We start from the raw sequence: 21,696 nt of genomic DNA on the forward strand, positions 1-21,696 counted from the left end.
GGGCGCGGTGGGCCTGGCCTAGCGTGGTCGGCGACCAGGAGTAGCGGAATGATTACGCAGCCGCTGCCCCCGCACCGATCCCCCCTGGAGGTACGGCATGCGCCCGACGCGCACCGTCGCCGCCGCCCTGCTCGGCACCACCGCCCTGTTCGGCCTGGCCACCGTCGTCCCCGCCCCCGCGTCCGCCAAGGGCAGCCAACCCGCCTGGGTCAGCCCGGCGCAGGCGCAGCCAGGGCAGTCCGTGTCGGTCAGCGTGAGCTGCGCCAGCAGTTCGACGAAGTCCGTCACCGCGTCCTCGCTGGCCTTCGCCGGCGGCTCGACCACGCTCAGCGTCGGCCCGGACGGCAAGTACTCGGGCACCGCGACCGTCATCTCCGAGCAGGAGATGGCCGGCGCCGCCGCCAAGCGGACCACCGCCAACGACTCGTCCTGGGGCATCGACGGCAAGTGCCCGAACGGGGACAGCTTCGTCGGCGCGGTCGCCATCGCCGTCGCCTCGGCTGGCGGGAGCGGCAGCAGCACCGGCGGCGAGACCGGCACCGGTGGCGAGTGGGAGGGTTCGCAGCTCCCGCACGGCGGGGTGGAGACCGGCGTGGGCGGCTCGGTCGGCATGGACGCCGGGCGGCTGGTGGCCGGGGCCGGGCTGGTGGCCGCCGGTGTGACCGGGTTCTGGCTGCTGCGCCGGCGCGGTACGGCCACCGGCCGGGAGCTCTGAGCGGGCCCCGGGTACGGCGAGAGGGCGGCTTCCACCGGCGAGGTGGAAGCCGCCCTCTCGGGTTGCTCAGGCCGTCGCGGGGACGGTCTTCGGGGCGGGAGCGGCGTCGGTGCGCTCCAGGGTGCCGATGGTCAGCAGGTACTGGCCGACGAGGTAGGTGAGCATGATCAGGAAGCCGTGCGCGGGCAGGTGCTTCCAGCCGGCGATGTCGGTGGCGATCAGCGTGTCGGACAGCAGGAACAGCGCGCCGCCGACGCCCGCCCGCCAGTCGATCCGGGAGGACATCACCGCGGTGGAGGCCAGCAGCAGGCTGTAGCAGGCCATCGGGATCCGCATGCCGGCGTCCAGGTCGGGCAGCAGCATGGTGATCAGCGTCGCCCAGGCCACCGCGTAGCAGGCCGCGGTGATCGCGGTGCGGCGGCGGTCGGCGAGCGCGCCGAGCTTCACGAACATCGTCACGTAGCAGGCGTGGCCGGCCGCGAACGAGCCCATGCCGGCCAGGAACCCGGCGGTGCCGCCGACCTGCAGCAGGATGTCGCCGCCCGCGCCGAACAGCAGCGCCGGAATCAGCAGCTTCGGCGTGCCGGGCCGCGCCGACGCCCACACCCAGGCGGCCAGCAGCGGCATCAGCAGCGGCTTGGTGGAGTACCGCAGGACGGGCACGTGAACGGCGATCGCCGTCAGGTGCGCCACCGAGACGACGGCGAAGGCGATCAGCAGGGCCCGCGTGGTACGCGGGTCGCGGGCGGGGCTCATGCGGGGGCACTCTCCGGTGGGGCGGCGGGGGACTCGGGACGCGGCGCGGGCTGCCAGCCCGGGCCCTTCGCCAGGTGGCGCAGCCGGTCGCCCCAGGTGGTGGCACGGGCCACGTCGCGGGCGATCGCCGCGTACTCGTGGGTAGCGACCTTCAACGGATTGTAGGTCGTGATGTTCTTGGTCAGTCCGTACACCGGCTGCTCGGCCTCCGCCGCGAAGGAGCCGAACCAGCGGTCGAAGACGATCAGGATGCCGCCGAAGTTGCGGTCCAGGTAGCCGCCCTGCGAGGCGTGGTGCACCCGGTGGTGCGACGGGGTGTTGAAGACGTACTCGATCGGGCGGGGCAGCTTGCCGATCCGCTCGGTGTGGATCCAGAACTGGTACACCAGGTTCACCGAGCCGCAGAACGCCACCGCCGCCGGGTGCACGCCCGCCAGGATCATCGGCAGGTAGAAGATCCAGGTGGTGGCGGACGTCCAGGGCTGGCGCAGCGCCGTCGACAGGTTGTAGTGCTTGCTGGAGTGGTGCACCACGTGGCAGGCCCACAGCACCCGGATCACGTGGTGGCCGCGGTGCGACCAGTAGTAGAAGAAGTCGTAGGCGAGCAGCATCAGCGGCACCGTCCACCACAGCACCGGCACCCGAAGCGGCGTCAACTCGTACAGGAACGAGTAGATCCACACGATCGGGATCTTCCACCCGGCGTCGAACAGCAGTGAGCCCAGGCCCATCGACAGGCTGGTCGCGGTGTCCTTCGCGGCGTACCCCTGCTCGTCCTCGTCCGGGTGGAACCGGTAGGACACGATCTCCAGAACGGTGAGCAGCACAAAGGCCGGTATCGACCAGAGCACGACATTGGGTAGGTCAGGCATGCCGGAACCATAAGGGACGGTGGCGGGCGGCGGAAGAGGTAGTTACCGACGCGTAGTGTTCCGAACGGCGTCTAGGCTTGGGGGCGACATGGAGCGGCTTGAAGCAGCCGCCGGCGCCCTCGCGGCCACCGGCGGTACGGGGATCGGACGCGCGGGCGGGGCGAAACGGCCTGCGGCCCCGGCGCAGCCGTACCCGGGATCCGCCCGAAACGGAACCGAACTCGCCGATTCCGCCCGGCAGTTGGCCGAACGGTTCGCCGCCGCCACGCCTGCCGGGGCCGAGCTGCTGGCCTCCGCCGCGTTCGGCGCCCACGGTGCGCGGCACCTCGGCGGCGCACCCCAGCAGGCCGAACCCGCCCCCGGCACCAGCTGGTGGCACGGCCCGAGCGTCCACCACGCCACCTCGCCGCTGTTCCGGCCGCTCGGCTACCGCCGGATCCGGCGCGAAGCCCCCGCACTGCCCGACCCCCGCCCCACCGGCGGCGGCCGGCACCGCAAACCCGAACGCCCCACCACCGAACTGCGCATCGCCGCCCGGCTGCTGCTCGCCCACCCGCTGGTCACCGCCGACGGCCCGCACGGCGCCGCGCTCCCGCTGATCCGCCGTCACGCCGGAACACTCGCCGAACGCTTCCACACCCTGCTCGGCTACCGGCTCACCCTCGGCCCCGCCCACGCCCGCCTGCACAAGGCCGCCCTGCCGGGCCGCGGCCTGCCCGGCCTCGACCCCGCCGGGCACGCCGAGTTGGTCCACGCGCTGGCCGCGATCGCCCGCGGCGAGCAGCCGATCGCTCCCTCCGGGGCGGTGCGGGCGCTGCTCGACCAGTGGCGACTGCCCGCCGAACTCGCCGCCGACCTGCTCACCGCACCCGAACTGCCGCCCGTCGGGCCCGAATTGACCGTCCGGCGGCTGCTCGCCGAAACCCCCGTCGTCCTGCTCGACGACCTCGCGCCCGCCGAACGCGCCCACCTGCGCGAGGCCGGCCCCGCAGAGACGGAACGATTCGCCGACATACTCGGCCTCACCGCCGAGATCCGCGCCGAAGGCATCGCCCTGTTCGACCCCGCCGACGAACTCACCGACCTCGCCCTCCCCGGCACCGGCACCCTCGCCCAGGCCGCGCTGCTCCTCGCCGAACGCCTGGTCGAGGACCTCCGCCCGGTCGACGCCGAAACCGCCCCGCCCGCCGTCCTGATCCCCGACGCCCTCATCGACGGCACCCTCGGCGACATCACCGACGACTACGGCATGAGCGCCGGCTGGGACGCCGGCTACCTCGCCGACCTCGCCGCCTTCCGCCGCGACGCACTCGACCTGCTCCACCGCATGGGCCTCGCCGCCCCCGCCGGCCGCAACTGGCTGCTCCGCGCCCCCGCCGCCCGCTACGCCCCCCGCGCCGAACTCCAGCCCGCCGCCGGCTCCGGCCGCCACTCCCGCGACCGGCAGGCGGTGTGAGGGCCACGGCCGGCAGGCGGTGTGAGGGGAGGATTCGGGGCCCTAGGATCTCGCGGCATGACGAGCAAGGGGTGGGGCGCCCTGTACGGGCTGGTGGTCGTGGCGGTGATCGGCTGGGGTCTGACCGGAATGGTCGACGGCGGGTGCGACTGGGGATGGTCGCGGGGCCGGCGGCAGTGCGGAGTACCGGAGCCGTACCTGCCCCAGTTCATCGCCAGTGGCGTGGCGGCGTACTCGATGGCCGGGCTGGGCTGGACGTTCATCCGCACCGACGACTGGCGGCCGTCGCTGGGCGCCTCGGCGGGTGGGCTGGTCGCGCTGGCGATCACGCTGTCGAGTGGCCGGAGCGGCTGGTTCCTCGCGCTCGCCGCGCTGGAGGCGGCGGTCGTGGTCGGGCTTCCGGTGACGCTGCGTCAGGTCGGCCGGGCCGAGGCACGGCGGGCGGGTAAGGGTCGGAGCGTCAGGGCGTGAGCGGGCGGACGCGTTCGGCGACCGGGCGGAATTCCTGGACGGTGGTGTCGTACTCGACGCGTTGGCCCTGGTGGAGGAAGCGGTTGTCGTCGGGGGCCAGGACGGAGTCGTAGTAGACGGCGACCTCGGGGCCGCCTCCGTCGGGGGTGATGTAGCCGTAGGCGTGGTGGATGTCGAACCATCGCACGGTGCCGGTCTCCATGGCGGGACTCCCTTCGGGCCGGTCGCCCTCAGTATCGGACGCGGCCGGGGGGGTCCACCACTCGTTCGGCCCAGCGTCAGCGCTGCGCGGCGCTCACGGCGTGGCCCTGGCGGACGGTTTCCACGGTGGCGGCGACGCCGAAGGAACCCAGGGCGACGGAGGCCGCGACGGCGGCGCAGGCGAGCATCCGGCGGTGGCGCTTGGGCAGGGGGAAGCGCGGAACCGAGGCGGACGCGGCAGTGCGGGCGTTCATGGCAGGGAGCCTGGCAGCTTGGCGTTACGCGGTCACGAAACGCGGGTGAAATCCCGACGGGATCTTGGCGTCGGAACCTCCATCACGGCATCGCCGCAGGTCGGACGCATGAGGGTAGGGGTACGCAGCAGGCCGGGAAGGAACGAGGCCAGCACCTGCTGGGCCGCGCCGTAGAAGAAGATCGGCAGCAGAACGGCGGGGTGGCCGCCGAACTGGGTACCGGCCAGGGCGGCCGCCGCGCTGGTGTTGTTCAGGCCGGAGGCGAGGGTCAGCGTGGTGCGGGCGGCCGGTGCGGTGGGGGAGCGGTGGACGGCCAGCCAGCCCGCCAGGAACGGCCCCGCGCAGACCAGCGCCCCGCACCCGGCGGCGACCGCGACCAGCCTGGGCTCGGGCCGCAGTTCGATCTCCCGGGCCACGCCCGCCGCGTTCAGGTAGGTGAGGGCGAGCGCGTTCAGCAGGCCGGCCAGCCGCAGCCGGGGGAGCAGCGCGGCGCGCAGCCGGCCGCGCAGCGGGCGGCGGGTCAGGCGGCGGGCGAGCAGCCCGGCCAGGCAGGGCAGCGCCACCCACAGCGCCATGAACCGGCAGGTGGCGTCGGAGTGGGCGAGCGTGTCGAGGATGCGGCGCGGGCCGCCGCTCTCCGGGCCCTCGGCGAGGGCCAGGCCGAGCGGGGTGGTGAGCGGGCTGAGGAGCGTGGTGGACAGGACCAGGCCGAGGCCCAGCGACGCGTCCCCGCCGACCCTGGCGCCCCAGGTCTGGGCGGCGCCGGCGACCGGCATCGCGGCGGTCAGCGCCAGCCCGACCACCAGCCAGCGTGCCTCCCGGACGTCCGGCCAGCACCCGGCGGCGGCCCGCTCCGCGCCGAGCAGCACCACCGCCCGTAGCACGAGTGCCACCCCCAGCCCGGCCAGCAGCAGCCCCGGCCGCAGCAGCGCCCGGCCGATGTCCGCCGCACGGGTCTCGAACCCGCCGATGAACATCGCCGCCAGCAGCATCAGCATCGGCACCGTCACCCCGCCGGGACGGCAGTGCCGGATCGCGCCCGCCACGTCCGGCAGCAGGGCGCCCAGCAGGCAGGCGGCGAGGGTGGCGGCGGCGAGACGGCGGCGCAGGGCGCGGTCGAGGGCGGTGCAGAACGGGCGCATGGGGGCGGGGCTTTCGGACGGGGCACGAGGGGGCGCGAGGGGAGGGCAAGTGGGCGCGGGAGGCCGTGGCTTGTCGGACCGGCTCCGGCGGGCGCGGGCGGATGACGGCCGCCCGGCCGCCGCTCGGCGTGGAGTCCGACCCGGCCCACCCTGCCACCGTCCCGGGGCGGCCTTGACCATTACGAACTCTTGGTAAAGGCAGACGAGTTGCCGCCCCGCCCAGACGCCGCACGGGGCCCGGGCCGCCCAGGCCGGACGCGGCGGCGCGGCCGTTTCACTCCTGCGGGCGAGACCGCTCGGGGTATTCGTCGCCGACGGCCGTGCCGACCGCCTCGCGCAGCCCGTGCGCGCCGGGCGCCCGCGCGGGCCCGGCAGCCGGGTCGGCGCGCAGCTCCCGCAGCAGCGCCACGCACAGCGCCAGCATCACCACCACGAACGGCAACGCCACCAGGATCGTGGCGTTCTGCAGCGCCGTCAGCCCGCCCGCCAGCAGCAGCGCCGCCGCGACCGCCGCCATCAGCGCGCCCCACACCACGACCAGCCAGGTCCGCGGGTGCAGGGCGCCGTGCGAGGACAGCGAACCCAGCACCAGCGACGCCGAGTCGGCGGAGGTGACGAAGTACAGCATCACCAGCAGCACCGCGATCACGGTCGTCACCGAGCCCAGCGGCAGCGCCTTGAGCATCTCGAACAGCCCGGCGTCCGCGCCGCGCGGAATGGTCGCCACCAGGTCGGCCGCGCCGGTGGACTGCAAGCGGATCGCCGAGGCGCCCATCACCACGAACCACACCGTGGTCGCCCCGCTCGGCACCAGCAGCACCCCGACCAGGAACTGGCGCACCGTGCGGCCGCGCGAGATCCGGGCGATGAACGTGCCGACGAACGGCGCCCAGGACAGCCACCACGCCCAGTAGAAGATCGTCCAGGAACCCAGCCAGTCCTCATCGGTGAACGCCCCCGTCTGGGTGGCCAGCACCGCCAGGTCCGACAGATAGCCGCCGACCGTCGACGGCAGCGCGTCCAGCACGAACACCGTCGGGCCGACCAGGAACACGAACGCCATCAGCGCCGCCGCCAGCACCACGCTGGTGGTGGACAGCCACTTCACGCCCCGGTGCACGCCCGACATCGCCGACAGCACGAACGCCCCGCCGAGCGCCGCGATGATGACCAGCTCCACCCCCTGGGTGGCCCGGACGTCCGTCACGTACCCCAGACCGCCCGCCACCTGGATCGCGCCCAGGCCCAGACTCGTCGCCGAACCGAACACCGTCGCGAACACCGCCAGCAGGTCGATCCCCCGGCCCGCCCAGCCGTGCGCCCGGCGCTCGCCGAGCAGCGGAACGAACGCCTCCGACATCCGGTTGCCCCGCCCCTTGCGGAACGTGGTGTACGCCAGCGCCAGGCCGCCCACCGCGTAGATCGCCCACGGGTGCAGCGTCCAGTGGAACAGCGAGAACTCCAGCGCCCGCTGCGCCGCCGCCGGCGTCTGCGGCGCGATGTCCGACCCCGGCTGCGGCTGCGCGTACAGCTGGAGCGGCTCGCCGACGCCGTAGAACAGCAGGCCGATGCCCATGCCGGCGCTGAACATCATCGCCACCCAGGCCAGCGTCGAGAACTCCGGCCGCTCGCCGTCCCGGCCCAGCGGGATCCGGCCGAAACGGCTCACCGCGATCACCACCGCCAGCACCAGGAACACGTCCGCGGCCACCACGAACAGCCAGCCGAAGGAGTGCAGCACCCAGGACAGCGCCGTCCCCGACGTCCGGCCGAGCGAGTCCTGCGCGAACACCCCCCAGGCGACCACCCCCAGCACGGCGGCCGCGCCGACACCGAACACCACCCCGTCCAGCGGGAAGGCGTCGGTGCCCGGCGGCGCGGACCGGCCATCGGGCGCGGGTTGACGGTCGGGAGAAGGCTCTGAAGGCGTGGGCATACGCGGCACTATGTCCACAAACGTCCGACCGTTGAGGGCGGCACGCCGAGAGCCGGTACGGGCGGTCGGACGTCAGGCGGGCGGCGGTTCGTACGGCGCCAGCACCAGCCGGACCATCTCCTCCAGCCGGGTCCGGGCGTCGTCCAGGGTGGTCCGGCCGGTCACCCAGGCCGTCAACTCGCCCTGCCAGGCGTGCCCCACCATGTGCCGCACCAGATCCCCGGACGGCGACGGCACGTCCGGCAGCACCACCCCCAGCGCCGCCCGGTCCGCCCGCGCCAGCCCCTGCAACGCCTCACTGGCGAACGGATCGGTGGACGTCGCCACCGCCACCCGCAGCCGGGCCAGTTCGGGCTGCCGCTGGTACGCCCGCATCCCCCGCCGCACGAACCGCACCGTCCGCTCGGTCGGCGAGGCACTGCGCCCCGCCCCCACCTCGCCCACCAGGTCGGCGAGCAGCAGCCGATGCCAGTCCGCCATCGCGGCGGCCAACAGATGGTCCTTGGACGAGAAGTACCGGTAGGCCGTGCCGAGGGCCACTCCCGAACGCTCCGACACCTGTTTCATCTGGAGCCGCTCCACGCCGATCTCGGTCACCAGAGCCAGGGCGGCGGACAGGAGGGAGCCGCGGCGTTCGAGCTGACGGGGGGACATCGCCTCCACCGGACGAGGTGACAGGTCAACCTTGGTCACCCGAACCATGATAGGGGGCGGGCCCGCGCCGCGGTATGACGCGACAGGTCACCGCTCAGTGACGGTTGATCATCGGGCCCCGGTGTGCGGCTACCGGGACTTGGCGCGCAGCTCGCGCAGCAGCGTCTCCTGGACGGCCGACGCCACCAGCGCCCCGTCCCGGTCGTAGAACTCGCCCATCGCCAGCCCCCGCCCGTCCGCCGCGGACGGGCTGCGCTGCGCGAACAGCAGCCACTCGTCGGCGCGGAACGGACGGTGGAACCACATCGCGTGGTCCAGCGAGGCCAGCGCCACCCGCGACTCCGTCACCCGGTGCACCGGGTGCGGCTGGAGGTGCAGCGCGGTGGTGGACGCCAACGTCAGGTCGGACAGGTAGGTGAGGGCGCACACCTGCAGCAGCGGATCGTCCGCAGGGAGCCGGGAAGCCGTCCTCAGCCAGACGAACTGCTGCGGCACACCCGGCAGTTCGGGCGGCAGGCCCGGGGCGTCCGCCGGGACGAAGCGCATCTGCAGGGCGTGGAAGATCGCGGACCGTTCGTACTCCTCGGGCGCGTTGTGCCGCCAGGCCGGGTACGGGTCCGGCAGCTCCTCCGGCCCCGGCACCGGCGGCATGGTGCGCTGACGGTCGCCCGAGGACTCCGGCCGCTTGAACGACGCGGACATGGTGAAGATCGCCTCGCCGCGCTGCACCGCCGTCACCCGCCGCGTCGCGTACGAATTCCCGTCCCGGGCCCGGTCCACCTGGTAGACGATCGGCCGCCGCGGATCGCCCGGCCGCAGGAAGTACCCGTGCAGGCTGTGCACCCGCCGCGCCGCCTCCACCGTCCGCCCCGCCGCCGTCAGCGCCTGCGCCGCCACCTGCCCGCCGAACGCCCGCAGCGGCGCACCCGCGTGACAGTGACCCCGGAACAGGTTCTCGTCGAGCTCCTCGATGCCGAGCAGATCGACGAAGGAAGGCAGGCTGGGTACGGAAACTGGCGGCAGAGCGGCGGAAGCGGTCACGCGGCACATGCTAGAACACGTTGCAGTACGGATTGAGTGTGGAACGGGTCACGTCGGGCCGCGCCGGGGCTGGGCTGCGGCCGCGTTGGGGCTGTGCCGATTGTCGGCGGTGATCGTTAGCGTTCGACGCATGACCACGGCCGTACACACCTTCCGGTACCCGCGGCCCTCCGCGCTGCACCCGCACCGCCTGGACCTCGCCACCCAGCACGGCCCGTTCTTCGACGGCGCCCTCCGCCACCCCGGACCGGCCGCCGCCGCACTGCTGGCCGTCGCCGATGTCGCCGCCGCCCGCTACCACCGCCCGCTCGCCGCCGCCTCGCTCGACCCCGTGGTCACCGCCGACGGCGACCGGCTGCGCTTCGAATCCTTCTCCGGCTGCGGCGGCGTTCACGCCCGGCTGGACCTGCTGCCCGAAGGACTCGACGGCGCCGGCACCGGCCACGGCACCACCAACATCGACATCGGCGCCCCGCTGCGCGAAGCCCTGCGCCTGCGCCTTCCGGACGAGCGGCTCACCCTCGCCGTCGGCACGGACGGGGTCGAAGTCGGCCTCGGCGCGGACACGTTGATCGAACGGAAGGTGCCGCTGCCGCGGCGCTGGCTCAAGGGCTTCGCCGAAACCCAGGTCCTCACCGCCCGGTTCGACCTGCGCGCCGAACTGCCCGCCGCCGAAGCCGTCCGCTTCCTGCGCACCCTGCCCACCGGCGGCCGCAGCACCGTCCGCTGGATCCTGCCCACCGCCGGTGGACTGCGCGCCACCTCCCGGCCCGCCCCCGGCACCGTCTGCCTCCCCGGCCCCGAACGGCTCGCCGCGCTGCGCCCGTTGCTGCGGCACGCGCTCGGCCTGCGGATCTACGGCCCGCCCGGCACCCCCACCGCCCCCACCGCCTCCGCCTGGGAACTCGCCCTCCCCGGCGGCCGGATCACCCTCACCCTCTCGCCCGACGCCTCCCGCGGCTTCTCCGGCGAAGGCGCCCTGCTCGACCTGCTCGCCGCGTCGTCCGCCGCCGATGCGTTCGAGCTCGACGCGCTGCTCGACGCCGAGCCCCGGACCGACCTCACCGCGGACTCCGGGCTGCCGCCGGACCGCCTCCGCGCCGCCCTGGCCCACCTCGCCACCGCCGGGCGGATCGGCTACGACCTCGCCGACGCCGCCCACTTCCACCGCCGCCTCCCGTACGCCGCAGGCCGGGTGGAGGACGCCAATCCGCGGCTGCGCGCCGCCCGCGAGCTGCTCGCCGCAGGGGCGGTAGGCCCGGTGGTCGGTGACGTGCGGGTGGTGGCGGTCGGCGACCACGTCTACCACGTCCGGGTCGACGCGGACGGCCCGGTGGGCTGTACGTGCCAGTGGTGGGCGCGGCACCGGGGCGACCGGGGGCCGTGCAGCCATGTGCTGGCGGTGCGGATGATGACGGAGGAGACGCAGTGAAGCAGCCCGGGACGGACCTGGTGGGGGCGGTACGCCGGGCCGAGTTCGACGAAGTCGCGCGGCTGGTCGGCGGCTTGACGGCGCGGGAGCGGCGGGCCGAGGTGGCCGGGTTGAAGGCGTTGCGGCGCGAGTTGCGGGAGAGCACGTACTCCCGGGGCGGGGCGTGGACCGCGCTGCTGGTTGCCGGGGCGGTCTGTCACAGCGCGCCGTCCGGGGCGGCCGACTGGATCGGGTCCGGGGACTTCGAAGGCATTGAGCGGTGGCACCGGCCGCCGCTGGGTGGCCTGTTGGAGGGGCAGGACGTCACCTGGCAGCGGGAGGTGGCGCTGCGGTTGGCCCGGCGGCCGGCCGGGCGGGACGGGTGGGGGCCGTCCACCGGCTACCGCGTCGCGGAGCATCTGCTGCGGGTGAGCGATACGCCGCCGCCCGCTGAACCCGGCTTCGTTGTCGGGTGGATGACCGACCGCGGTGACCCCCGGCCCCGGTACGGGGAAGGGCAGTTGCCGCCCGGGGGCGATCTGTACGGGCGGCTCGTGTGGGACAGCTTCACGGCCGTCCTCGCCCCGCTGGTCTTCGATGCCGACACTGCCGGGCAGCTGTCCGGGCCATGGGCCGCCAAGGAGGATGCTCAGCGCTGGCCCGCCGTTCTCGCCCGGCTCGCCGATGAACGGGTCATCGACCGGGGCGAGTTGATCGCTCGCGGATTTGCCCGGCTGGTGCGCGGCGGTGGGGCGGGGGAGTTGCGGAGCTACCTCGCGGTGGTTCGGGCGCTGGCCCCGTCCGAGGAGGAACTCGCGGCGAATCTGCGGGCGTTGACGGCGCTGCTGGACGGCCCATCGCCGCTCGCCGGCTACGCGCAGGACTGCCTGATCGCCCTCGACCGGGCCGGGCGGCTCGACGACGCGACCGTGGCCGAAGCCGCCGAGGTGCTGCTGGCCCGGCCGGAGAAGAAGCTCGTCCGCGCTCAACTGGCCTGGCTGGACCGGGTGGCGGCGCGAGCGCCCGAGCTCGCGCTGCGGGCCGTGGCCCGGTGTTACGGGCACCCCGATCGGCAACTCCAGGGCCAGGCGCTGAAAGTGACGGGACGTCATGTCGCGGGCGTGCGGGGCCGGTTGCTGGTGGAGCTGCGGGCGGCGGTCCACTTGTTGGACCCCGCGCACGCCGAGACCGCCGCCCAACTGCTCGGTATCTACGTCGAGTCGGTGGAGGAGGCCGAGGACGACCGGCTGCCCGAGCCGCCCCGGCCGGTCGCGATGCCCGCGCCGCTCGGCAGCCCCGCCGAGGTCGCCGAGGAGCTCGCCGCCGCGCTGGCCGCCGCCGACAGCGACAGCGTCGCGTTCGAACGGGTCCTCGACGGGCTGGTCCGGCACGCCTGGCAGGACCGGGAGGCGCTCGTCGCCGCGCTCGCCCCCGTGCTCGCCGACGGAGAGTGGCGGTCGCTCGGGGTGCTCGCCGGTGCCGTCGCCGGTGCGCTGCCCAAGCAGCGGGCCTGGCGGTCACTGACGCTCGCGAACGCCAGCCCGTTCCGGACCTGGGAACTGCGCGGCGGAGTCGGAGAGTTGATCGCCGCCCGGCTGGAGGAGATCGCCTGGCGGCTGGCCGGTGACCCCGTCCCACTGCTGCTGGCCACCCCCACGTGGCGCAACGGCGCGCTCGACCCCGGGGAGCTGGTGGCGCGGATTCGCCGGTACGAGGAACTCGGTCTCGAACCCGGGCCGGTGGACCTCGCCCAGGCCCTGCTGCGCACCGTCCCCGACGGCACCTCGGACGACAGCCTCGCGTCCCCGGCGGGTGCGGCGCTCGCCGCCTGGCTGCGGGTGGGTGGGCTGCGGCGGCAGGACACCACACTCGTGCCCGCCGGGACGGCGCGGCTCGGGGTATGGATGGCCGAGTACCGCCGTTTCTGCGACCAGCCCGGCCTCGGCGAGGAGGAGTTGGCGCTGCTCGGGGTGCCCGGGGCCGGCGCGCCCGGGGTGCGGCCGGAGGGCGGGGTGCCGGAAGTGGTGCGGACGTTGCTCGGCCCCACCGAACGCTTCCACCGGCGCTCCGAGGTGGAGCACAGCATGCCGGGCGGGCGCTGGCTCGCCGTCCTGCCGCACCACCGCGAGGAACTCGCCGTCCGCCTGATCGGCCAACTCGCCGACTCCGCCGGTTCGACGCCCGTCCGCGGCTGCCCCAAGCTCCTGCCGCTGCTCGCCGAGCAGGGCGGCCCGTCCGGGTTCGCCGTGCACCAGGCCCTCGCGTACGGCCTCGGGGCGGGTTTCCCCGAGGACCGCACCGCTGTGGTCGACGCCCTGCTGTCGCTGGCGGCGCAGGGCGAGTTGGACGCGCAGGCGCTCGGCCGGGAGACCGGCGAGCTGCTGCGGCTCGGCGCGGTCAAGCCGGGCCGGCTCGCCGCGACCTGCACCGAACTGGCCGACGCGGGCGCGCCGAGGCTCGCCTGGACGGTGCTGGCGGGCGTCCTGCCCGCGCTGCTGGACGGGCGGCCGTCGGGCAGTGCGGCGGGGCTGTTGACGGCGGCGGTGGAGTGCGCCCGACGGGCCGGGGCGCGCGGGGCCATTGCGGAAGTGACCCGGGTGGCGGCGAGTGGTGGGCGGAGCAAGCTGGTTGCGGAGGCGAAGGTGCTGGCCGGGCTGCTGGGGGAGTGAGGGGGGCACCTGCTCGGTGGGGTCCTTGCCTGCGGCTTCGGTGGGGTTGGTGGCGGCGGCGGTGGAGTGCGCGCGGTGGTCGTGGGGGTGGCCCGGGTGGCGGCAAGTGGTGGGGGGAGCAAGTTGGTTGCGGAGGCGGAGGTCCTGGGCGGGCTGCTGGGGGAGTGAGGGGGCACCTGCTCGGGGGGTCCTTGCCTGCGGCCTCGGTGGGGTTGGTGGCGGCGGCGGTGGAGTGCGCGCGGTGGTCGTGGGGGTGACCCGGGTGGGGGCAAGTGGTGGGCGGAGCAAGCTGGTTGCGGAGGCGAAGGTGCTGCTGGGGGAGTGAGGGGAGCAACCTCCTGGCCCGGCCCTCGCCGGGGGCCGTGCGGCCGTCGGTGATGCTCGGCGGCTGTGGGGGCCGGCGATCTCGTCGGGCGGAGGGTTCCTGCCGGGCGTCTGTACAATGGGCGGCTGCGAAGGGGAGTAGCCCCGCGAACCGGTCGTCGACATGCTGGAGCCCGTTGCCGGGTTCCCGGTGGCCGGGCTCGTCACCGGTGATGGTGGGGGGCGGGCGAGACCTTCGGCCCGTTTGTCGACGACTGTGCGTGTCGGCGGGGGCCGAAGTCGTGCTGCCCCTGTGCCGCCCGCTCTTTGGATTCCCGCCGGCGCGGGAAGGCCTGACGAGTTTCGTGATTCATTTCGTTTTGCTCATCGTGTGCGCGGTGGCGATCTATCTCTCGTGCGAGTGGTTCGTCAACGCGGTGGAGTGGCTGGGTGAGCGCCTCAACGTGGGGAAGATGGCGGTCGGCACGATCCTGGCCGCTTTCGGTACCGCGCTGCCGGAGTCGGTGGTCACCCTGGTCGCGGTGACCACTGGTGGTACCGAGGAGGCGAAGAACATCGGCGTGGGCGCCGCGATGGGCGGACCCCTCGCGCTGGCGACCGTCGCCTACGGCGTCACCGGAGTCGCCCTGCTCATCAAGCGTCGCCGTGACCGGGTCTCGGCCCTGGCCACCGGCACCGCGATCGTTCCGGCCGGGCAGGCGCTGGGCACCGAGAAGGACATGCGGCGGCTGGCCAAGGACCAGAAGTGGTTCCTGCCGATCTTCTTCGTCAAGGTGTCGCTGGGCCTGGTCGCGTTCGCCTTCAAGCCCGCCCTGGGTGTGCTGTTCTTCGCCGCGTACGCCGCCTACTTCTGGCGGGAGATCCGGGCCAGCCGCGCCGAGGAGGCCGCGGGCGAAGCCGACGAGGACGAGGAGGAGTTGGAGGCGCTGAAGCTCCAGCCGAAGAAGGAGTCGCCCGACACCTGGGCAGTGGTCGTCCAGACCCTGGCCACCCTCGTGGTGATCTTCTTCGCCGCGCACTACTTCGTCGCCCAGCTCGACGTCATCGGCCCGATGCTCGGCCTGTCCGCGACGGTGACCGCGCTGCTGCTGTCCCCGATAGCGACCGAGCTGCCCGAGATCATGAACGCGATCATCTGGGTCCGCCAGGGCAAGGTGAAGCTGGCGCTCGCCAACGTCTCCGGCTCGATGATGATCCAGGCCACCGTTCCCAGTGGCATCGGCCTGCTGTTCACCAAGTGGCACTTCGACGGCCCGCTGCTGTGGTCCGGTCTCATCACCATGGCAGCGATCGTCTACCTCCTGCTGACCATGCGCGCCCACAGGCTCACCCCGGCCCGGCTGGCCGTCGCCGCCGGCTTCTACGGCGTCTTCGCGATCGGGCTGGTGCCGATTCTGGCCTGAGCCACGGACCGCCGCGCCCGCGCGGCGGCCCGGATCTCCGGTTCGGGGCTCCGGAGTTTTGGAACGGTCGTTCTTGACTGAACGTTCTCGAATCCCTAGGGTCGTGGGCATGGGAAGACCACGGGCCTTTGACGAGGCCGAGGCGGTTCGGGCGGCGGCGGTGCTGTTCGCCGAGCGCGGGTTCGAGGGCACCTCGGTGGACGACCTGGTGCAGCGGCTCGGTGTGCACCGGGGCAGCTTGTACAAGGCGTTCGGCAGCAAGCGCGGGCTCTACCTGGCCGCGCTGCGGCACCACTTGGCGGACGAGGTGCTGCCGACCGTGGCCGCGCTCACCGTCACCAGCGGGCCGGCGGAGGCGCTGGGTCAGGCGGCGGGCGGGTTCGACGGCGGGGCGGCGGCGGGGTTGCTGCTGTCCGCGGCGGTCGAGCGGGCGCCGGAGGATCCGGACGTCGCGGCGCTGGTCGCGGACGGCCTGCACGCGCTCGAACGGGCGCTCGCGACGGTGCTCGGCGAGCCCGTCGACAGTCCGCTGGTCGAGGCGCTCGGGGCGAGCGTTCTGGGGCTGCGGCTGCGTGACCGGGCGCTCGGTCCGGCGGCGTCCGCGCAGGCGGTACTCGCGCTGGCGGCCCGGCTGGCCGGCTGACCGGCCGTCACATCACTGTTTTTCACCGTACGAGGGAGGGTTCACCGACATGGCTCGAGTGGCTGTAGACAAGGAAACGCTGGTCGTGGAGATCGAGGGCCTGGACAAGCTCTGGGCGATCAAGAGCCGGATCGAGATACCGCTCGCCAACGTGCGCGGCGCGACCGCGGACCCGGGGGTCGCCTCGGAGCCCAAGGGGCTCAAGGTCGGCGGCACCCAGTGGCCGGGGCTGATCACGGCCGGGCGGTTCCGCCGCCACGGTGAGCTGGTGTTCTGGGACGTGAAGAACCCGGCGAAGGCCGTGGTGATCGAACTCGCCGACGAGCACTACGCCCGGGTGATCGTCGAGGTGGACGACCCGCGCGCCGCAGTGGCCCTGATCGAAGGCGCGCTGCGGCACTGAGAGTCAGAACAGCGGGTCCGGGCCGGGGGGCTGTTCGGACGTGGCGGCGCGGGGCTTGCGGGCGGCCGGCTTCGGCTTCGCCTCTGTGGGCCCCGCGGCGGGCCTCGCGTTCGCCAGCGGCGCGTCCGGGCGCGGGGTGGGCGCGAGGCGTGCCGCGGAGTCGGGGGCGGCGGTGGTGGGCGGGGTGAGGCTCTCGGGGGCGAGGACGTCGGCGCCGGACGGGGTGGCGGCGACGGCGCGCCACCAGAGTTTGACGGGTGGCGGGTCGGCCGGTTCGAAGGGCTTGCCGGGGCGGGGGACGGCCAGCGTGACGCCGGCGGCGTTCGCGGCGGCCACCGTCCGTTCGGCGGGTTCTTCCCAGGGGTGCGGGGCGAGGTCGAAGGTGCCCCAGTGCATCGGGAGCATCACCTTGCCGCCCAGGTCGCGGTGCGCCTGCACAGCCTCCTCGGGGGTCAGGTGGACCTCCGGCCAGTGTTCGGAGTACGCGCCGACCTGCATCATGGTGGCGTCGAACGGCCCGAAGCGGTGGCCGATGTCGGCGAAGCCGGGGAACCAGCCGGTGTCGCCGCTGTGGAAGAGCCGGTGGTGCTTGCCCTCCACCACCCAGGACGACCAGAGGAACTTGCCGCTGGGCCGCGGGCCGCGCGAGCAGTAGTGGCGGGCGGGAGTGGCGGTCAGCCGCAGGCCGTCCAGTTCGGCGGACTCCCACCAGTCCAGGTCGACGATCCGGTACGGCTCGACGCCCCAGTGCTCCAGGTGCGCGCCGATGCCCAGCGGCACCGCGAACACCGCGTCGCCCGCGGCGAGCGTGCGGATGGTGGTCATGTCCAGGTGGTCGTAGTGGTCGTGCGAGATCACCACCACGTCCACCGGCCCGAGTTCGGCCAGTGGCAGCGGCACCGGGTGCAGCCGCTTCGGGCCGATCCAGCCGAACGGCGAGACGCGTTCGCTCCACACCGGGTCGAACAGCACCCGGACGCCGTCCAGTTCGGCCAGCACGGTGGCGTGGCCGAGCCAGGTCAGGCGCAGCCCGGAGGCGGGCGGGGTGGCCAGTTCGACGGGCAGCAGCCGGTGCACCGGCACCGCGGCGGCGGGGCTGCGGCGGTCGCCGTCTGCGGCCAGCTTGGTGCGCATCAGCGCCAGCGGGGTGTGGGCGTACCGCAGTCGGCGGGTCGGGACCGGGTTGCGGAACGAACCGTCCACGAAATGCTGCGAGTTGCGGACCCGGTGCCAGCGGCCGCCCCGCGGGTCGGCGCCGAACGCCTCGGTGCGCAGCCGGTGCCAGCTGTCCCGCGGCAGTGTCCGGTACGAGCGCTTCGCGTCGCGCAGGGCGAGCCCGGCCTCGGCGGCCAGCTCACCGGCGCGGAACAGCCAGGAGACGGGACGGGACAAGGCACCTCCACGGTCGAGCACCCGAACGGTGGGGCTTGCCGGGACGGCGGGACGAGTTGGCGCCCCGGACGGGTCGACGGCAGGCCGGACGGCGCCGCCCGGACAGCCGGGACCCCGGCGGGGACGACGCGTTTCAAATCGGGACACTACCGCCGTAAACGGGCCCGAACCAGCCGAACGGGTCGGCGGCGCGCCGGTCGCCGCGAACGGGAACGGACCGCCCCGGCAGGCGGGACGGTCCGTCGGGGAAGGGCCGAGGAAGGGCGGAAAGGCGCAGATCAGGCCGCCGGGTAGAAGCGGGTGATGGTCTCCGCCACACAGTGCGGCTTGGCACTGGCCTCACTGGAAATGGTGAACCGGACCACCGCCTGCACGCCGCCCGGCACCTCGTCGGCCGACACCAGCACCGCCGTCGCCCGGACCGCTGTGCCCACCGGCAGCGGGGCCGGGAAACGGACCTTGTCCGAGCCGTAGTTGAGGGCCATCGCGATGTTCTCCACCGCGTAGCACTCCTTGGCCAGCACTGGCAGCAGCGACAGCGTCAGGTAGCCGTGCGCGATCGTCCCGCCGAACGGCGATTCCTTGGCGCGCGCCGGGTCCACGTGGATCCACTGGTGGTCGCCGGTCGCCTCCGCGAACAGGTTCACCCGCTCCTGGTCGACGGTGTGCCACTCGCTGGTGCCGAGTTCGGTACCGACGGCGGCGGTCAGGTCGGCGAGCGAGGCGAAGGTCGTCACGGTGCGCTCCACAGGTGCGACGGGGCAGGGGACGGCCCGTCCGGGCCGCCCCGCAGAGTATGCCTACTCGCCGGTCACCTGTCAGTGGGGTACGGCGGTGAGGTCAGAGCGCGTGGTCAGGGATCAGCCGGCGGCCGGAGACCAGCTCCGGAGTGATCGCCACGTACTCCGGGCCCGGCTCCGGGATCCACGGGCGCAGCCCCTCCGACTCCAGCGCGGCGCGCTCCTCCGCGTCCCGCACCACCTCGGCGCGGCCGTGCACCAGCACGCTCCAGCCGCAGCGGCCCGCCGCGTCGAAGTCGTCCACCTGGAACGCCGCCACCGTCCCGTCCAGCGCCCGGGCCACCCGGGTGCCGGTGCGCAGCGCCAGGATCACCCGGCCGTCCTCGGCCAGCCGAAAAGCCACCGGCAGCACGGCCGGCAACGCGTGCTCGGTGTACACCACCCGCCCCAACGGCACGGCGCCGAGCAGGCGCAGGCACTCGGCCTCGCTCAGGGTCTCCACCCGGTCGTCACGGTCCATAAGGGCGATGGTGCCCCCCGCGCACCGGCCGCGAACAGGGCCTATGGTCCCTGAGCTGGGGCTCATCAGGCCCATTTGGGCCCGCGCCGACACCGCTCGGCGATACCTTGGCTCAGGCCGCAGCAATCACTGGTGGCCGGAAATGGCGGGCGAGGGGGCGGTACAAGGTGAGCGGTGGCATCGAACTGGTGGTGATCGGCGCGGACGGCGGCCCCGAACGCGGGCACGGCGGCTCCGCCCGCGCCGCCGACGGCGCCCGCACCCTCGCCGCCGCGCTGCCCGGCCGCACCTTCGACGCCGGCACCCGCGGCAGCACCGTCACCCAGCCGCCGGCCGACGCCGACGCCAACACCCTGCTCACCGCGCTGCGCCAGGCCTCCCAGCGCCCGGCCCGCTGGCTGGTGGTGTGTCTGCTCGGCCAGCTGGTCGCCGACCCGCGCGGGCGCCGGGTCGCGCTGGTCACCGCGGGCTCCACCCCCGACAACGCCTACCGGCGTGGCCTCGCCTGGGACTGGATCACCAGCGCCATGGTGCACGGCGAACAGGAGGAGACCCTGTTGATCGTCGACGCGGTCGCCGACCGCGACACCTGGGCGGCCCTGCTGCGCGAGGACGGCGCGGGCGAACTGCTCGGCCACTCCCGGGTGCCGCTGTGGGGCCGGATCGGGCGCTGGAGCGCCGGGCGGCGGGGGCGCGACGGCGTACTGCCCGGCGCGGAGGGCTCGTTCAGCTGGGCGCTCGGCCGGGTGCTGGAGCACGGCGTGCCCGGCGCGCCCGCCGCCGTCGGCCCGCTCGACCTCCAGCCCGCCGTCGAGGGCCAACTCGGCTGGGGCGAACCGGCCTCCGCCGGCGAGGCCAGACTGCTGGTGCCCCGTGACGGGGGGAGACTCCTGATGCGCAACCGCGCCGCAGTGCGGGGAGCGCTCGCCGGACTGCCGCTTTCCGATGAACTTTTGGCGGTTCTGTGGCGAGAAAGTGCCCCAACGGATCCGCCTTCCGCGTAAGGTCAGGACGCCCCGGGTGTTGCCGTGCCGGGGCGGGTTGGCGAAGAATCGACCTCCGAGCCGCCCGGAATCACCACAGGGGACGGCAGACGAGATCGGCGGCCCGGACCCACCACAGTTCGGCCGCGACAAGGTGGGGCTATGCGGCAGCGCGGAATTCCGGTGCGCCCTCGGGGAGTTGGGATCAGCGGGCTGCTTCTGCCATTCCTGCTGACAGCTCTCACGGCATGCGGCGCCACCGAAAAAGGCTCCGCCGACCGCCTCGGCACCCCCGAATCCGGACTGCCCCGCGCCACCAACTCCGCCACCGGGAAAGCCGACCCCAGCCGCAGCCCCGTCCCCGACCAGGGCGACCAAGGGCTGGAGGCGCACAGCGTGGTGACGGCCTATCAAGCCTGGTGGGACGTCCGGGCCGACGTGTTCGAGCGATCGAATTCGGACGGAACCGCGCTCGGCCAGTACGCCACCGGGCCGGCGCTCAGCGAAGCGCTGCTCTCGCTGACCCAGTTGCACGATGCCAAACTCATGATGACCGGCCGGCCCAGAACCTCACCCGTCGTCAAAAGCATGAATCTGCAGGCGAGTCCGCCCACCGCGACGATCGAGGACTGCCTCGACGTCAGCGGCTGGCACCAGGCGGACGCGGGCACCAAGCAGATCAAGGATCCGCAACAGCGGCTGACCCGCTACCCCGCTACCGCTGTCCTGAAGAGATACGGAAACCGCTGGCTGATCGCCGACTTCACCCGTGAGGTGACCAAGACATGCTGAACTCCGCCTGGCGCGCCGCGCTCTGTGTACTGACCGGAATCGGACTGACGGTCGCGTTCGTCCCGTCGGCGAGCGCCGACGTGACGCCGTGCGCCGACGACATCATTTGCACAGGCGTCCACGAGCCCGGCAGCGGGGGCGGCTCCGGCGGCGGGTCGGGCGGCGGGGGAGGGGACTCCGGGTCCGGCAAGTGCCGCTGGAACGACGAGGACGTGCCGTGCTGGCTCGACGACCTGGGCTGGTTCTCCAGCGGCTGCTACTACCGGCTGTCGAAGCCGCAGCCGCTGGAGAGCGAGGACGTCTGGGACGGCAGGACCAGCAAGGACGGCGCGATCTACGACCGGTCCTGCCTCGGCGTCGAGGCGCCCGGCCAGGTCTTCCTCGCCCAGCCCCCCGGCCCGGTGAAGCCCCCGACGCCCCGCCAACTCGCCTTCGACGCCCTCGACCAGATCAAGGTCGCCCGCCCCGTGCTGCACGCCGCCCCGCAGACGGACGCCGTGGTCGGCTCCCCGGTGGGGCTCTGGTTCGACGCCACACCGCAGTCCGCCGGACCGATCAGCCACACCATCCACGGACCCGGCTACGACGTGACCACCACCGTGACCCTCAAGCAGGTCGTCTGGTCCGCCGACGACGGCCCCGACGGCGCCCGCTCCCAGGAGTTCACCTGCGCCGACGCCGGAACCCCGTTCGCCGCCGGGCAGACACCCAGCTGCAGCCACATCTTCGCCCGCGCCTCCGCCGGCATGAAGGACCACGCCTACACCCTGCGGGTCGCGCTGCTGTGGAAGGTCACCGCCAAGACCTCGAACAACGCCGACATCGACATGGCGGACTTCACCTGGCGCAGCGAATTCCCCGGCCTGACGATGCAGATCCCCGTCAACGAGGTCCAGGTGCTGAACTGACCGGGCCGAC

Annotated in this window: 22 protein-coding genes; 11 read left to right on the forward strand and 11 right to left on the reverse strand. The window is 73.8% G+C overall.

The window, feature by feature from the left end:
• The first annotated feature begins 97 nt into the window (after window positions 1-97).
• A complete protein-coding gene (locus ACFYST_RS04470; RefSeq protein ID WP_387859774.1) occupies window positions 98-715 on the forward strand; it encodes a hypothetical protein in 618 nt (205 codons plus the stop codon).
• Between the two features lie 66 nt (window positions 716-781).
• Here ACFYST_RS04470 and ACFYST_RS04475 read toward each other — a convergent pair whose 3' ends face one another.
• Together ACFYST_RS04475 and ACFYST_RS04480 are read right to left on the reverse strand one after the other, a co-directional pair.
• Window positions 782-1,471, reverse strand: coding sequence for a lysoplasmalogenase (locus ACFYST_RS04475; protein ID WP_387634435.1), 690 nt, complete (start codon window positions 1,469-1,471; stop codon window positions 782-784).
• A complete protein-coding gene (locus ACFYST_RS04480) occupies window positions 1,468-2,343 on the reverse strand; it encodes a sterol desaturase family protein (RefSeq protein ID WP_387634433.1) in 876 nt (291 codons plus the stop codon). The genes ACFYST_RS04475 and ACFYST_RS04480 overlap by 4 nt, the downstream gene beginning before the upstream one ends.
• A gap of 88 nt (window positions 2,344-2,431) precedes the next feature.
• Between ACFYST_RS04480 and ACFYST_RS04485 the strand changes: the two genes are divergently transcribed.
• Together ACFYST_RS04485 and ACFYST_RS04490 are read left to right on the forward strand one after the other, a co-directional pair.
• Complete coding sequence (locus tag ACFYST_RS04485; RefSeq protein WP_387859776.1) at window positions 2,432-3,799, forward strand: DUF2398 family protein; 1,368 nt, start codon at window positions 2,432-2,434, stop codon at window positions 3,797-3,799.
• Between the two features lie 57 nt (window positions 3,800-3,856).
• Complete coding sequence (locus tag ACFYST_RS04490; protein ID WP_387859779.1) at window positions 3,857-4,270, forward strand: hypothetical protein; 414 nt, start codon at window positions 3,857-3,859, stop codon at window positions 4,268-4,270.
• Here the strand turns inward: ACFYST_RS04490 and ACFYST_RS04495 are convergent.
• The 6 genes from ACFYST_RS04495 to ACFYST_RS04520 form a co-directional block, all read right to left on the reverse strand.
• Window positions 4,260-4,472, reverse strand: a complete 213-nt coding sequence (locus ACFYST_RS04495; protein ID WP_387634427.1) for a cold-shock protein — start codon at window positions 4,470-4,472, stop codon at window positions 4,260-4,262. The genes ACFYST_RS04490 and ACFYST_RS04495 overlap by 11 nt on opposite strands.
• A gap of 76 nt (window positions 4,473-4,548) precedes the next feature.
• Window positions 4,549-4,725, reverse strand: coding sequence for a hypothetical protein (locus ACFYST_RS04500; protein ID WP_387634423.1), 177 nt, complete (start codon window positions 4,723-4,725; stop codon window positions 4,549-4,551).
• A 32-nt stretch (window positions 4,726-4,757) separates the two neighbouring features.
• Window positions 4,758-5,867, reverse strand: coding sequence for a hypothetical protein (locus ACFYST_RS04505; RefSeq protein WP_387859781.1), 1,110 nt, complete (start codon window positions 5,865-5,867; stop codon window positions 4,758-4,760).
• 274 nt (window positions 5,868-6,141) lie between these two features.
• Complete coding sequence (locus tag ACFYST_RS04510; RefSeq protein WP_387859783.1) at window positions 6,142-7,803, reverse strand: BCCT family transporter; 1,662 nt, start codon at window positions 7,801-7,803, stop codon at window positions 6,142-6,144.
• 72 nt (window positions 7,804-7,875) lie between these two features.
• Window positions 7,876-8,496 (reverse strand): TetR/AcrR family transcriptional regulator, encoded by a 621-nt coding sequence (locus tag ACFYST_RS04515; RefSeq protein ID WP_387634411.1) that lies wholly within the window; start codon window positions 8,494-8,496, stop codon window positions 7,876-7,878.
• Window positions 8,497-8,586: 90 nt separating this feature from the next.
• Window positions 8,587-9,507, reverse strand: a complete 921-nt coding sequence (locus tag ACFYST_RS04520) for an acyl-CoA thioesterase (protein ID WP_387859784.1) — start codon at window positions 9,505-9,507, stop codon at window positions 8,587-8,589.
• 121 nt (window positions 9,508-9,628) lie between these two features.
• Here ACFYST_RS04520 and ACFYST_RS04525 point away from each other — a divergent pair, with 121 nt between their 5' ends.
• The 5 genes from ACFYST_RS04525 (at window position 9,629) to ACFYST_RS04545 (ending at window position 16,351) form a co-directional block, all read left to right on the forward strand.
• Window positions 9,629-10,930 carry an SWIM zinc finger family protein gene (locus ACFYST_RS04525; protein WP_387859787.1) on the forward strand — a complete coding sequence of 434 codons (1,302 nt, stop codon included), beginning with the start codon at window positions 9,629-9,631 and terminating at the stop codon, window positions 10,928-10,930.
• Window positions 10,927-13,578 (forward strand): hypothetical protein, encoded by a 2,652-nt coding sequence (locus ACFYST_RS04530; RefSeq protein WP_387859788.1) that lies wholly within the window; start codon window positions 10,927-10,929, stop codon window positions 13,576-13,578. The genes ACFYST_RS04525 and ACFYST_RS04530 overlap by 4 nt, the downstream gene beginning before the upstream one ends.
• A 668-nt stretch (window positions 13,579-14,246) precedes the next feature.
• A complete protein-coding gene (locus tag ACFYST_RS04535; RefSeq protein WP_387859790.1) occupies window positions 14,247-15,305 on the forward strand; it encodes a sodium:calcium antiporter in 1,059 nt (352 codons plus the stop codon).
• Window positions 15,306-15,414: 109 nt separating this feature from the next.
• Entirely contained in the window at window positions 15,415-15,948 is a 534-nt protein-coding gene (locus ACFYST_RS04540) for a TetR/AcrR family transcriptional regulator (protein WP_387634398.1), read from the forward strand.
• A 49-nt stretch (window positions 15,949-15,997) separates the two neighbouring features.
• Complete coding sequence (locus tag ACFYST_RS04545) at window positions 15,998-16,351, forward strand: hypothetical protein (protein ID WP_387634395.1); 354 nt, start codon at window positions 15,998-16,000, stop codon at window positions 16,349-16,351.
• Window positions 16,352-16,354: 3 nt separating this feature from the next.
• Here the strand turns inward: ACFYST_RS04545 and ACFYST_RS04550 are convergent, their stop codons facing one another.
• The 3 genes from ACFYST_RS04550 to ACFYST_RS04560 all read right to left on the reverse strand — a co-directional run bounded on the left by ACFYST_RS04550 (window position 16,355) and on the right by ACFYST_RS04560 (window position 19,003).
• A complete protein-coding gene (locus tag ACFYST_RS04550) occupies window positions 16,355-17,650 on the reverse strand; it encodes an MBL fold metallo-hydrolase (RefSeq protein ID WP_387860090.1) in 1,296 nt (431 codons plus the stop codon).
• Between the two features lie 371 nt (window positions 17,651-18,021).
• On the reverse strand, window positions 18,022-18,480 hold the full coding sequence (locus ACFYST_RS04555) for a MaoC family dehydratase (RefSeq protein ID WP_387634392.1): 459 nt from the start codon (window positions 18,478-18,480) through the stop codon (window positions 18,022-18,024).
• Between the two features lie 103 nt (window positions 18,481-18,583).
• Entirely contained in the window at window positions 18,584-19,003 is a 420-nt protein-coding gene (locus tag ACFYST_RS04560; RefSeq protein ID WP_387634389.1) for a pyridoxamine 5'-phosphate oxidase family protein, read from the reverse strand.
• A 167-nt stretch (window positions 19,004-19,170) separates the two neighbouring features.
• Between ACFYST_RS04560 and ACFYST_RS04565 the strand changes: the two genes are divergently transcribed.
• The 3 genes from ACFYST_RS04565 (at window position 19,171) to ACFYST_RS04575 (ending at window position 21,686) form a co-directional block, all read left to right on the forward strand.
• Window positions 19,171-20,007: a hypothetical protein gene (locus tag ACFYST_RS04565; RefSeq protein WP_387634386.1), complete on the forward strand. Its 837-nt coding sequence runs from the start codon at window positions 19,171-19,173 to the stop codon at window positions 20,005-20,007.
• 141 nt (window positions 20,008-20,148) lie between these two features.
• Window positions 20,149-20,778 carry a hypothetical protein gene (locus ACFYST_RS04570; RefSeq protein WP_387859791.1) on the forward strand — a complete coding sequence of 210 codons (630 nt, stop codon included), beginning with the start codon at window positions 20,149-20,151 and terminating at the stop codon, window positions 20,776-20,778.
• Window positions 20,772-21,686 carry a hypothetical protein gene (locus tag ACFYST_RS04575; RefSeq protein WP_387859792.1) on the forward strand — a complete coding sequence of 305 codons (915 nt, stop codon included), beginning with the start codon at window positions 20,772-20,774 and terminating at the stop codon, window positions 21,684-21,686. The genes ACFYST_RS04570 and ACFYST_RS04575 overlap by 7 nt, the downstream gene beginning before the upstream one ends.
• The last annotated feature ends 10 nt before the right edge of the window (window positions 21,687-21,696 follow it).

The organism is Kitasatospora sp. NPDC004614 (genome assembly GCF_042873675.1).
GTDB lineage: Bacteria > Actinomycetota > Actinomycetes > Streptomycetales > Streptomycetaceae > Kitasatospora.